At 38.5% G+C, this 14,148-nt stretch carries 9 protein-coding genes; all 9 read right to left on the bottom strand.

Going from position 1 to position 14,148, the window contains the following annotated elements; all coding sequences use genetic code 11:
- Nucleotides 1-61: 61 nt before the first annotated feature.
- The 9 genes from MKX53_RS17925 to rpoB all read right to left on the bottom strand — a co-directional run bounded on the left by MKX53_RS17925 (nt 62) and on the right by rpoB (nt 14,028).
- Complete coding sequence (locus MKX53_RS17925) at nt 62-1,093, bottom strand: sensor histidine kinase (protein ID WP_340913011.1); 1,032 nt, start codon at nt 1,091-1,093, stop codon at nt 62-64.
- The gene (locus MKX53_RS17930) at nt 1,090-1,779 is read right to left on the bottom strand and encodes a response regulator transcription factor (RefSeq protein ID WP_340913013.1); all 690 of its coding nucleotides are present in this window, start codon (nt 1,777-1,779) and stop codon (nt 1,090-1,092) included. Before MKX53_RS17930 ends, MKX53_RS17925 begins: the two co-directional genes overlap by 4 nt.
- Before the next feature lie 91 nt (nt 1,780-1,870).
- Nucleotides 1,871-3,058: an elongation factor Tu gene (gene tuf, locus MKX53_RS17935; protein WP_093537867.1), complete on the bottom strand. Its 1,188-nt coding sequence runs from the start codon at nt 3,056-3,058 to the stop codon at nt 1,871-1,873.
- Nucleotides 3,059-3,174: 116 nt separating this feature from the next.
- Nucleotides 3,175-5,253: an elongation factor G gene (gene fusA, locus MKX53_RS17940; RefSeq protein WP_093537868.1), complete on the bottom strand. Its 2,079-nt coding sequence runs from the start codon at nt 5,251-5,253 to the stop codon at nt 3,175-3,177.
- 62 nt (nt 5,254-5,315) lie between these two features.
- Entirely contained in the window at nt 5,316-5,786 is a 471-nt protein-coding gene (gene rpsG, locus MKX53_RS17945; protein WP_093537869.1) for a 30S ribosomal protein S7, read from the bottom strand.
- 41 nt (nt 5,787-5,827) lie between these two features.
- A complete protein-coding gene (gene rpsL / locus MKX53_RS17950; protein WP_093537870.1) occupies nt 5,828-6,250 on the bottom strand; it encodes a 30S ribosomal protein S12 in 423 nt (140 codons plus the stop codon).
- A gap of 98 nt (nt 6,251-6,348) precedes the next feature.
- Complete coding sequence (locus MKX53_RS17955) at nt 6,349-6,597, bottom strand: ribosomal L7Ae/L30e/S12e/Gadd45 family protein (RefSeq protein WP_093537871.1); 249 nt, start codon at nt 6,595-6,597, stop codon at nt 6,349-6,351.
- 135 nt (nt 6,598-6,732) lie between these two features.
- Nucleotides 6,733-10,335 (bottom strand): DNA-directed RNA polymerase subunit beta', encoded by a 3,603-nt coding sequence (rpoC, locus tag MKX53_RS17960; RefSeq protein WP_340764091.1) that lies wholly within the window; start codon nt 10,333-10,335, stop codon nt 6,733-6,735.
- A 138-nt stretch (nt 10,336-10,473) separates the two neighbouring features.
- Complete coding sequence (gene rpoB / locus MKX53_RS17965) at nt 10,474-14,028, bottom strand: DNA-directed RNA polymerase subunit beta (RefSeq protein ID WP_093537873.1); 3,555 nt, start codon at nt 14,026-14,028, stop codon at nt 10,474-10,476.
- Between the last annotated feature and the right edge of the window lie 120 nt (nt 14,029-14,148).

The raw sequence follows: 14,148 nt of genomic DNA on the forward strand, positions 1-14,148 counted from the left end.
ATTATTTCAAGATTAATCGTTCGTTTTAGGTGACAAACAAAGAAAGTAGATGACATTTTCGTCACCTACCTAGTATTTCTTGCATCTCATTTTGTATGGGGAATTGTAAGGAAAAGGTAGAACCAACACCTATCTCCGAAGTAACGTTTATATTAATACCCAGTTTTTCCGCGGAATTCTTAGCTAAGTATAGCCCCATTCCAGTTGAGGCGGCACTTTCTCTTCCAACCCTACCGGTAAAGGACTTTTCAAAAATTCTAGGCAAATCCGCTTGCGATATTCCTACCCCTTCGTCTTTTATAGAAAGGACTAGATGACCCAAATTGTCTATTGTAGTACTTATATGAATTTCTTTGTGCTCTTTGCTATATTTCACAGCATTTGATACGATCTGTCTTACAATAAATGCTAGCCACTTGTGATCAGTAAGTGTTGTTTTATCTAACCCTTCTGTTTCAAATCCAATATTCCGTTGCATACACCACGGCTTCAATTCTTTAATTTCCCGGAATATAACTTTTTGCAGATTTACTTTTTCTATAACGTTATCTTTCTCAATAAATGGTAGTCGTGTTTTATGAAGTTGTTGGTCTAATAACATATGCATTCTAAGCCATTCTACTTCTAGTTGTTTCTTAAGGATCGAATCTTCTACATTATCTATCATTAGCTTCATACTCGTAAGCGGTGTTTTCATCTCATGTATCCAAGAAAGGGTCTGGTCCTTTTCTTCTAGAAAAAGTATATGGGAACCATTGAGCTCATGTTTTCCTGATTGAATAATCTCTTGTATCTCATCCATCATCATCTTATCAAAAAGGGATTGTCCGTCAGGTAGTCTAGCTATAAGCTGATCGAACGTCGAATCACCCCGATTGACCTTTAATACATTTTTAATAAACTTTGTTTCCCTAAAATACCTCCATAAAAAGAATACTAAAAATAAAAGTAGATTAGTACTATTCATATATAGAATAGAAGTATTAGTAAAGTTCACGTCTAATGTAAGGAGAATATTTAACCATAGCTGTAGAAAACTAAAAAATAAAATCCAAGAAAATCGTTCTTTTATATATAATAGAAACAGCCTCATAGCCCCTCCTTTGTTATTGCTATATAACCTAATCCCTTTTTGGTCACGATGACTTCTTCCAACCCAATTTGCTCTAGTTTTAAGCGCAATCTATTAACGTTTACAGAAAGTGTATTGTCATTCACAAACTTTTCGTCATCCCATAATCTTCTCATAAGCTCATCTCTTGAAACAATTTTATCTAAAGACTGAACTAACACTCTTAGGATAAACAACTCATTTTTAGTAAGTTCAACCTCTTGATCTTCTCTGGAAATAGCGCTTCTAGAATAATCAATGATAGCATCATTCCAATGGACAATATCTAATTGCTCATCCCCATAATCATAAGTTCTTCGAAGTATTGCTTGGATTTTCGCCAACAACACTTCCATATTAAAAGGTTTTTGTACAAAATCATCTGCACCCATTTGCATTGCCATAATCATGTCCATTGGATGATCTCTAGATGAAAGAAAGATAATAGGAACTTTCGAGTGTCGACGAATTTCTCGGCACCAATGAAAACCATCATATGCTGGAAGTTGAATATCTATAATAACCAACTGTGGTTTCTCTTCTAAAAAAGTAGGAAGTATTTGCTGGAAATTAATTGGACCGATTACTTCAAATGACCAATGAAGAAAATGATCTTTTATCAAACTGAATATAGAAATATCATCTTCTATTAACAAAATTTTTTGCATTTTATACACCCCTTTACTCAGTGTACACAATTTTAGGCATAAAAAAAACCATCTCGTCGTCACGAGATGGTTTTTATAAAAGAATTATAGATTACTTAGTGATAGTAGCAACTACACCAGCGCCTACAGTACGTCCACCCTCACGGATAGAGAATTTAGTACCTTCTTCGATAGCGATTGGTGAAATTAGAGATACTGTCATTTCGATGTTGTCTCCAGGCATAACCATTTCTACGCCTTCTGGTAAGTTACAAACACCAGTTACATCAGTTGTACGGAAGTAGAACTGAGGACGGTAGTTTGAGAAGAATGGAGTATGACGTCCACCCTCTTCTTTAGAAAGAACATAAACTTCAGCTTTGAAGTCTGTGTGTGGAGTAATTGTACCTGGTTTAGCTAAAACTTGACCACGTTGGATATCTTCACGAGCTACCCCACGAAGAAGAGCTCCGATGTTGTCTCCAGCTTCTGCATAGTCAAGAAGTTTACGGAACATTTCAACACCAGTTACAGTAGTTGATTTAGCTTCTTCTGTAATACCGATAATGTCTACAACGTCACCGATTTTAACTTGTCCACGTTCAACACGTCCTGTTGCAACTGTACCACGACCAGTGATTGAGAATACATCCTCAACTGGCATCATGAATGGTTTGTCAGTTTGACGTTCTGGTGTTGGGATATAGCTATCTACAGCGTCCATTAATTCAACGATTTTTTCTTCCCATTCTGCTTCGCCTTCAAGAGCTTTAAGAGCAGAACCTTTGATTACTGGAATGTCGTCGCCTGGGAAATCGTATTCAGAAAGAAGATCACGAACTTCCATTTCAACTAATTCTAGTAATTCTTCGTCGTCTACCATATCACATTTGTTCATGAATACAACTAGGTATGGAACACCTACTTGTTTAGATAAAAGAATGTGCTCACGAGTTTGTGGCATTGGGCCATCAGCAGCAGATACTACTAAGATCCCACCATCCATTTGTGCTGCACCTGTGATCATGTTTTTAACATAGTCAGCATGTCCTGGGCAGTCAACGTGTGCGTAGTGACGAGTTTCAGTTTCATACTCAACATGTGAAGTATTGATAGTGATACCGCGTTCTTTTTCTTCAGGTGCATTATCGATATCAGCGTAAGACTTAGCTGTTCCACCCATTTTTTTAGAAAGAACTGTTGCGATAGCAGCAGTTAGAGTTGTTTTACCATGGTCAACGTGTCCGATAGTACCAACGTTAGCATGTGTTTTGGAGCGGTCAAATTTTTCTTTAGCCATTAGAGAAGTCCTCCTCAGTAATTGTATGATTTTTTATTATAAAAGTAAGGGACTAAACGCCCCTTAACTTTCATAGACTACAAATTAGTTATACTTTAAATTTGGTGATAATTCAATTATTCACCTTTATTTTTTTTGATAATTTCTTCAGAAATTGATTTCGGAACATCTTCATAGTGATCGAATGTCATTGAGAAGACTCCGCGTCCTTGCGTATTAGAACGTAAAGACGTTGCATATCCGAACATTTCAGCAAGCGGAACCATTGAACGCACTACTTGTGCATTTCCGCGAGCGTCCATACCTTCAACGCGTCCACGACGAGAAGTGATATCACCCATGATGTCTCCTAAATATTCTTCAGGAATAACAACTTCAACTTTCATGATAGGCTCAAGAATTACTGGGTTTACTTTAGATACAGCATTTTTCAATGCCATAGAAGCAGCAACTTTGAAGGCCATCTCATTGGAGTCAACGTCATGATATGATCCGTCGTATAATTTTGCTTTAATATCGATTAATGGATATCCAGCAAGTACACCATTGTTAAGTGAGTCACGAAGACCTGCCTCAACAGCTGGAATGTATTCACGTGGAACTACCCCACCGACAACAGCATTTTCAAACTCAAAGCCTTTTCCTTCTTCGTTTGGAGAGAATTCGATCCAAACGTGTCCGAATTGACCACGTCCACCTGATTGACGTACGAATTTACCTTCAACTTTTGCTGAAGAGCGGAAAGTCTCACGGTAAGATACTTGAGGAGCACCTACGTTAGCTTCTACTTTAAATTCACGACGCATACGGTCAACTAAGATATCAAGGTGAAGTTCACCCATACCAGCGATAATAACTTGACCAGTTTCTTGGTCTGTATGAACGCGGAATGTAGGATCTTCTTCTGCTAATTTAACAAGAGCAGCACCCATTTTATCTTGGTCAGCTTTAGATTTTGGCTCAACTGATAACGAAATAACTGGCTCTGGGAATACCATAGACTCTAGAATTACTAAAGCTTTTTCATCACAAAGTGTATCTCCAGTAGTAGTATCTTTTAGACCTACTGCTGCAGCGATATCTCCAGCATGTACTTCTGAAATCTCTGAACGAGAGTTCGCATGCATTTGTAGAATACGTCCTACACGCTCACGCTTACCTTTTGTTGAGTTTTGAACATATGATCCGGCTTGTAACGTACCAGAATATACACGGAAGAATGTTAGTTTACCAACATAAGGATCCGTCATAACTTTAAATGCTAATGCAGAGAAAGGTTCTGAGTCATCCGAATGACGTAAAATTTCATCTTCGCTATCTGGGTCTGTACCAACCATAGCAGCAATATCAAGTGGTGATGGAAGGTATGCAACAACTGCGTCTAGAACTTTACGAACACCTTTGTTTTTGAATGCAGTACCACACACTACTGGATAGAACTCTACGTTTAGGGTACCTTTACGAATACCGTTAACTAATTCTTCGTTCGTGATTTCTTCACCATTTAAATATTTATCCATTAAGTCTTCGTCAAGTTCAGAAACCGCTTCAACTAGTTTTTCACGGTATTCTTGCGCTTGAGCTTTGTACTCTTCTGGAATTTCTATTTCTTCCATATCAGTTCCTAAGTCATTAGGATACATAGTTGCTGTCATCGTAATTAAGTCAATAATTCCGTTGAATTCATCTTCTGCACCGATAGGTAATTGAATTGGATGAGCGTTAGCTTGTAAACGATCATGAAGCGTTCCTACAGAATAAAGGAAGTCCGCACCCATTTTATCCATTTTGTTGATGAAAACAATACGTGGTACGCCATAAGTTGTAGCTTGACGCCATACTGTTTCAGTTTGTGGTTCAACACCAGATTGAGCATCTAGTACTGTAACCGCACCATCAAGTACACGAAGTGAACGTTCAACTTCAACAGTGAAGTCTACGTGTCCAGGTGTATCGATGATATTTACACGGTGATTATCCCAAGCAGCTGTTGTTGCAGCAGAAGTAATCGTAATTCCACGTTCTTGTTCTTGCTCCATCCAGTCCATCTGTGATGCACCTTCATGAGTTTCCCCGATTTTGTGGATTTTACCAGTGTAGTATAGAATACGCTCCGTAGTAGTAGTTTTACCAGCATCGATGTGAGCCATGATACCGATATTACGTGTTTTTTCTAAGGAGAACTCTCTAGCCATATTGTATTTCTCCTTCCATAGTCGGATTAGAGTATAGTTTTATAATAATATTAAAAAAGATTCTACCAACGGTAGTGAGCGAATGCTTTGTTAGCTTCAGCCATTTTGTGTATATCTTCACGTTTTTTAACTGATGAACCAGTATTGTTAGATGCATCAAGAATTTCGTTAGCTAAACGTTCTTCCATCGTTTTTTCTCCACGAAGACGTGAATAGTTTACTAAGTAACGAAGACCTAGTGTTGAACGACGATCAGGACGTACTTCAACTGGTACTTGATAGTTAGCACCACCAACACGGCGAGCACGAACTTCTAGAACTGGCATTACATTGTTTAGGGCAGCTTCAAATACTTCTAATGGATCTTTACCAGAACGTTCTTTTACAAGTTCAAACGCTCCGTATAGAATTTTTTGAGAAGTACCTCTTTTACCATCAACCATCAATTTATTGATTAAACGAGTTACTAGTTTTGAATTGTAAATTGGATCTGGTAACACGTCACGTTTGGAAACAGGACCTTTACGAGGCATGTGTTTTCCTCCTTTCGACGAATGTCAAATTATTAATTATATTATTTTTTTGCTGCTTTAGGGCGTTTAGCGCCATAAAGTGAACGACTTTGCATACGACCAGTAACACCAGCTGTATCAAGAGCACCACGTACGATATGGTAACGTACTCCTGGTAAATCTTTTACTTTTCCTCCGCGGATAAGTACAACACTATGTTCTTGTAGGTTGTGTCCTTCTCCTGGAATATAAGCAGTAACCTCTAACGTATTAGTTAAACGTACACGCGCATATTTACGAAGTGCTGAGTTAGGTTTTTTCGGCGTCATAGTACCAACACGAGTACAAACCCCACGTTTTTGTGGAGAGTTTAAGTTAGTACCAGCCTTTTTGAAGCTGTTATAACCTTTCCCTAGTGCAGGCGACTTTGATTTCGTGATTTTGGATTGACGAGGCTTACGTACTAATTGGTTAATTGTAGGCATCGATTATTCCTCCCTTCATTTGTTCTTGTTAATACCACACATCCAGGTGGTTCATTTTTTGGGTAAAAACAAAGTCTTTGTGATTTACACAAAAACTGTTACACAGTAATAGCTACTACTGACGCCGCTAAGCGCAGTCCACAAGCCTTACCAAGATCTACTTTAGACTCAACATAGTTAATTGAAACATTGTTTTCTTGTGCTGTTGTTCGTGCTAGTTCAATGATTCTCTCTTCTATATCTAGTGCAATATAAACTTCTTTGACAAGCCCTTTTTTCATTGCTTTTACTGCTTGCTTTGTACCTATGATTGTTTCTTTCGCTTGTTTCACTTTTTCATAAGACATTTGCATATCCTCCAAAGGGTACAAGTCAAATAACTATCAACCTTAAATATATTATCACTCATTGAAAAATGTGTCAACAGTAATTATAAAATATTAGGGAGAAATAAAACTTCTTCTCCCTAACATTCAATTGTTTTACTCTGCGTTAACTAACTCTTTTCCAGAATCTGCTTCGTTGTCCGTGATTTTAATTTGGCGATAACGTTGCATACCTGTACCAGCTGGAACTAGTTTACCGATAATTACGTTTTCTTTCAAGCCTAATAATTCATCACGTTTCCCTTTAATCGCTGCGTCTGTTAAGACACGAGTCGTTTCTTGGAACGATGCTGCAGATAAGAATGATTCTGTTTCAAGTGAAGCTTTAGTAATACCAAGGATAACTGGACGACAAGTTGCAGGGATTTTACCTTGTAAAACTGCTTCTTTGTTCGCTTCAGCAAATTGATGGATATCTAGTAGTGATCCTGGAAGTAGGTCTGTTTCCCCAGCTTCAATCACACGTACTTTACGAAGCATTTGGCGTACCATAACTTCGATGTGTTTATCCCCGATTTCTACCCCTTGCATACGGTAAACTTTTTGTACTTCTTTTAATAAGTACTCTTGAACAGTTGAAACATCTTTAACTCTCAACAATTCTTTAGGATCTATAGAACCTTCTGTTAAAACTTGACCACGATGCATTGTATCGTTTAGTTGTACTTTTAAACGAGCATTGTATGGTGCCAAATATTTACGAGTTTCTACATTCCCTTGTATTGTAATTTCTTTTTGGCCTTCTCTAATTTCATCAATTTCAGTAACAGTTCCTGAGATTTCAGATATAACAGCTTGCCCTTTAGGATTACGTGCTTCAAAAATTTCTTGGATACGCGGAAGACCTTGAGTAATATCGTCTCCTGCAACCCCACCTGTATGGAATGTACGCATTGTTAACTGAGTACCTGGTTCACCAATTGATTGAGCTGCTATAATACCAACTGCTTCTCCTACTTCAACTGTGTCACCTGTAGCTAAGTTTAAGCCGTAACATTTTTTACAAACACCATGTTTTGTATTACAAGTAAATGCTGAGCGAATTGTTAACTCATTAATACCTGCTTCTTCAATAACACGAGCGACGTCTTGTGTAATTAACCCGTCTTTTTCTAGGATCAGTTCATTTGTAGTTGGATGGAAAATTGTTTTCTTCGTATGACGACCGACAATACGTTCGCCAAACTCTTCAATAACTTCCGTACCTTCCATAAGTGAACCAATTAATAATCCACGGTCCGTTCCACAATCTTCTTCACGTACAATAACATCTTGTGCAACGTCTACTAGACGACGAGTTAAGTAACCTGAATCGGCAGTTTTAAGAGCTGTATCGGCAAGACCTTTACGAGCACCATGTGTAGAGATGAAGTATTCAAGTACTGTTAAACCTTCACGGAATGATGACTTGATCGGAAGTTCAATAATACGACCGGCCGGATTGGCCATAAGTCCACGCATACCTGCAAGTTGAGTAAAGTTAGATGCATTACCACGGGCACCTGAGTCACTCATCATGTAGATTGGGTTCATATGATCTAGTGTTTTCATCAGTCTATCTTGAATAACTTCTTTTGCTTTACTCCAATGTCCAATAACACTTGCATAACGCTCTTCTTCCGTGATTAGACCACGACGGAATTGCTTGATAACTTTATCTACTTTACTTTGTGCTTCTTCAAGAATTTCACCTTTGTCTGGAAGTACTACGATATCAGAAATACCAATTGTAATACCAGCTTTAGTAGAGTATTTAAATCCTAGGGCTTTCATGCGATCAAGCATTTTCGACGTTTCTGTAATATGGAAACGTTTAAATACTTCTGCGATGATATTTCCAAGAATTTTCTTCTTGAATGGCTCTACAAGTTCCATAGACTCGATATGCTTTTTAACATCTGTAATTGTTGGAACAAAATATTTCTCCGGAGTTTCAATTTGTAGATTGAAATCTGTCGGTTCATTAATGTATGGGAACGTTGCTGGAAGTATTTCATTGAAAATTACTTTACCTACAGTCGTTAACAATAGCATCTTGTTTTGTTCTTCTGTAAATGTTTGATTTTTTACAGATGCTGCTGATATTGCAATACGTGTATGCAAATGCACATGACCAGTATTATAAGCAATAAGCACTTCTTCTGGCCCGTAGAACGTTGTACCTTGGCCCATTGCACCTTTACGCTCAAGTGTTAAGTAATAGTTTCCTAAAACCATATCTTGAGATGGTGTAACAACTGGTTTACCATCTTTCGGGTTCAAAATGTTTTGTGCTGCTAGCATTAGTAAACGAGCTTCAGCTTGCGCTTCAGCAGATAAAGGTACGTGAACAGCCATTTGGTCACCATCAAAGTCAGCATTATATGCTGTACATACTAGAGGATGAAGGCGAATTGCGCGTCCTTCTACTAATGTTGGTTCAAAAGCTTGAATACCAAGACGGTGAAGAGTAGGGGCACGGTTAAGTAGCACCGGATGCTCTCTAATAACATCTTCTAATACATCCCATACTTCAGCATGCATACGTTCAATTTTACGTTTTGCACTCTTAATGTTGTGGGCTAAACCACGTTCAACAAGTTCTTTCATCACAAATGGTTTGAATAATTCAATCGCCATTTCTTTTGGAAGTCCACATTGATACATTTTCAAGTTTGGTCCTACTACGATAACCGAACGACCAGAGTAGTCAACACGTTTACCTAGTAGATTTTGACGGAAACGACCTTGCTTCCCTTTTAACATATGTGAAAGTGATTTTAATGGACGGTTACCTGGTCCAGTTACCGGACGGCCACGACGACCATTATCAATCAATGCATCTACAGCTTCTTGTAACATACGCTTCTCATTTTGAACAATAATATTAGGAGCGCCAAGATCTAATAGACGTTTTAAACGGTTATTACGGTTAATAACACGACGATATAAATCATTTAAATCTGATGTAGCAAAGCGTCCACCATCTAATTGAACCATCGGACGTAATTCTGGAGGAATTACTGGTAGAACATCTAAAATCATCCAGTCAGGTTTGTTTCCTGAGTTACGGAAAGATTCTACAACTTCTAAACGTTTAATCGCACGTGTACGACGTTGACCTTGAGCTGTTTTCAACTCTTCTTTTAAATGCTCTGTTTCACTTTCTAAATCAATTTCAGTAAGTAAACGCTTGATAGCTTCAGCACCCATTGCAGCTTGGAATTTAGTACCAAACTTATCGCGATATGCACGGTACTCTTTTTCTGAAAGCAATTGTTTCTTTTCAAGAGGCGTGTCTGCTGGTTCTATTACTACGTAAGAAGCAAAGTAAATTACTTCTTCTAGTGATCTTGGAGACATATCCAAAAGTAGACCCATACGACTTGGAATCCCTTTGAAATACCAAATATGTGACACAGGAGCAGCTAGTTCGATGTGACCCATACGCTCACGACGTACTTTTGAACGTGTTACTTCTACTCCACAACGATCACATACAACACCTTTATAACGAACGCGTTTATATTTTCCGCAATGACATTCCCAGTCTTTTGTAGGACCAAAAATACGTTCACAGAACAAACCGTCTTTTTCAGGTTTTAATGTACGATAGTTAATTGTTTCAGGTTTTTTTACTTCTCCATAAGACCATGAACGGATTTTATCAGGTGAAGCTAAACCAATTTTCATATACTCAAAATTATTAACGTCTATCAAGGAGCCTACCTCCCTTTAGTCTTGTGTCTTTTAAAAGACTTTTCCAAGTAGCTCTGCATTATGCAATTTTATACGGAAACACGGACAGGCATCACCTGTCCGGTTTTTATTATGCTATCTATGCGCAATTACGCTTTTTTATTCTACTGTACTAACTGGTTCCTCTTCTGTTGCAATCGGTAGTATACCAAGTGCATCAGCTGCTGGAATGTCATCATCTTCATCTAAATCGCGAAGCTCAATTTCTTCTTCGTCAATTGTAAGCATTTTAACATCCATACCTAGACTTTGTAGCTCTTTTATCAATACTTTGAATGATTCAGGAACTCCTGGTTCTGGTACACTCTCCCCTTTAACGATTGCTTCATATGTTTTCACACGTCCAACAACGTCATCGGATTTAACTGTTAAAATTTCTTGTAACGTATAAGCGGCACCATAAGCTTCTAGTGCCCATACTTCCATTTCACCGAAACGTTGTCCACCAAATTGCGCTTTTCCTCCTAGAGGTTGTTGCGTAACAAGTGAATAAGGTCCAGTAGAACGTGCATGTAACTTATCATCTACCATGTGGGCAAGTTTAATCATATACATAACCCCAACAGATACGCGGTTATCAAATGGTTCACCCGAGCGCCCGTCATACAGGATAGTTTTACCGTCACGATTAAGTCCAGCTTCTTCCATTGTGTTCCAAACGTCTTCTTCGTTAGCACCATCAAATACTGGTGATGCCATATGAACGCCAAGTAATTTAGAAGCCATACCTAAATGGAGTTCTAGTACTTGCCCGATGTTCATACGAGAAGGTACCCCAAGTGGATTTAACATGATATCTACTGGTGTGCCGTCTGGAAGGAATGGCATATCTTCTTCAGGAAGAATACGCGAGATAACACCTTTGTTACCATGACGTCCGGCCATTTTATCCCCAACGGAAATTTTACGTTTTTGAACGATATAAGCACGAACTAATTGGTTAACACCTGGAGATAACTCATCGCCATCTTCACGATTAAATACTTTTACATCTAATACAATCCCGCCAGCACCATGTGGAACACGTAGGGATGTATCTCTAACTTCACGAGCCTTTTCACCAAAAATTGCGTGTAGTAAACGTTCTTCAGCTGTTAGTTCTGTAACACCTTTAGGCGTTACTTTCCCAACAAGAATGTCTCCGTCACGAACTTCTGCACCAATACGGATAATTCCACGGTCGTCCAAGTTACGCAATGCGTCTTCACCGACATTTGGAATATCTCTCGTAATTTCTTCTGGCCCAAGCTTTGTATCACGTGATTCTGATTCATACTCTTCAATATGCACTGAAGTATATACATCATCTTTCACTAGACGTTCACTCATAATTACGGCATCTTCATAGTTGTATCCATCCCACGTCATGAAAGCTACTAGAACATTACGTCCTAAAGCAAGCTCTCCTTGTTCCATAGAAGGACCATCTGCAAGAATATCCAGAGGTTTAACACGATCACCAATTTTTACAATTGGACGTTGGTTTATAGATGTCCCGTGATTTGAACGCTCAAATTTATGAACTTTATAAGATGTTAAATCACCTTTAACTTCTTTGCCATCCACTTCTTCGATACGTCTAACACGAATTTCTTTTGCTTCTACGTGTTCAACAATACCATCGAATTTTGCAATAACTGCAGCACCTGAGTCACGAGCGTTTACATGTTCCATACCAGTTCCAACAAATGGAGCTTCTGGGTTTAATAATGGAACAGCTTGACGCTGCATGTTCGCTCCCATAAGAGCACGGTTGGAGTCATCGTTTTCCAAGAACGGAATACATGCTGTCGCAGCAGAAACAACTTGTTTCGGCGAAACGTCCATGTAGTCAATTTGTTCTTTTCTAAATACGGTGTTATCTCCACGGAAACGACCTACTACTTCTTCTTTAAGGAATGCTCCTTCTTCAGATAATGGAGAGTTCGCTTGTGCTACCACATAGTTATCCTCTTCATCCGCAGTTAAATAGTCAATTCGTGATGTAACTAAGCCGGTCTCAGGATCAACACGGCGATATGGTGTTTCTATAAATCCAAATTTATTTACTTTCGCAAAACTGGAAAGTGAGTTTATAAGTCCAATGTTTGGTCCCTCAGGCGTTTCAATTGGACACATACGACCATAGTGAGAGTAATGTACGTCACGTACTTCAAATCCTGCACGCTCACGTGTTAAACCACCGGGTCCAAGCGCCGATAGACGACGTTTATGTGTCAACTCAGCTAGTGGGTTTGTTTGATCCATAAACTGAGATAATTGCGAGCTACCAAAGAATTCTTTAATAGATGCAATAACTGGACGTATATTGATTAGTTGTTGTGGGACGATAGATTGTGTGTCGTTAATAGACATACGCTCACGTACTACACGTTCCATACGTGAAAGACCAATACGGAACTGATTTTGTAGTAACTCACCTACAGAACGTAAACGACGGTTACCTAGATGATCAATATCATCCGTGTTCCCAACGTTAAATAACAGGTTAAAGAAGTAACCAATTGATGAAACAATGTCAGCTGGCGTAATATTTTTCACTTCTGTTTCTACATAAGCGTTACTTATTACGTTAACTTCTTTTTGTTCTTCATCATTCGGTGCATAAATTTTAATCGATTGGATTGTAATATCATCCTCTAAGACACCACCTACTTGAGATAATGTTTTAAAGCCAATACCATTTTCAAGATGAGGAATTAGGCGATCTAGTACACGACGATCAATTAATGTACCCGCTTCTACTAAAATCTCTCCTGTTTCCGGATCCACTAGCGTTTCCGCTATTGTTTGGTTAAACAAACGATTTTTAATATGCAATTTTTTATTCATTTTGTAACGACCAACGTTCGCTAAATCATAGCGTTTTGGGTCAAAGAAGCGAGAGTATAATAAGCTCTTTGCACTTTCCACAGTTGGTGGTTCACCAGGACGTAGACGCTCATAGATTTCCAATAACGCTTTTTCAGGCGTTTCTGTATTATCTTTTTCTAGCGTGTTACGTAAATATTCGTTGTCACCAATTAAATCGATAATCTCTTGATCTGTTCCAAAGCCTAAAGCGCGAAGTAAAACAGTAACTGGTAATTTACGTGTACGATCAATACGAACGTATACTACATCTTTTGCATCAATTTCGTATTCTAACCAAGCACCACGGTTAGGTATTACTGTTGATCCAAAACCTTTTTTACCATTTTTGTCTGTTTTATCATGGAAGTAAACACTTGGTGAGCGGACTAACTGAGATACGATTACGCGCTCAGCTCCGTTAATAACGAAAGTTCCAGTTTCAGTCATTAGTGGGAAATCACCCATAAAGACATCTTGTTCCTTCACTTCGTCCGTTTCTTTGTTGTGGAGACGTACTTTTACGCGAAGTGGTGCTGCGTATGTTGCGTCACGTTCTTTGGATTCGTCGACCGAATACTTCGGTTCATTTAAACTATAGTCGACAAATTCAAGTGATAGATTGCCTGTAAAGTCCTCGATTGGTGAAATATCCTTAAACATTTCACGTAAACCTTCCTCAAGGAACCATTCATAAGATGCCGTCTGAATTTCAATTAGATTCGGAAGTTCTAGCACCTCACTAATACGCGCAAAACTTCTGCGCTGGCGGTGTTGTCCGTATTGAACTAGTTGACCTGTCAACTCATTCACCCCTCAATTAAAGCGATATTAGGTCTTTTCGATATGAACATTTTGGTGTATGATATCGAAAGACAAAAAGAAAACGAGTTCTTAACAAGAGCTCATTTTCGATTAACCAAA

This window comes from Psychrobacillus sp. FSL K6-4615 (genome assembly GCF_038008225.1).
GTDB lineage: Bacteria > Bacillota > Bacilli > Bacillales_A > Planococcaceae > Psychrobacillus > Psychrobacillus psychrotolerans.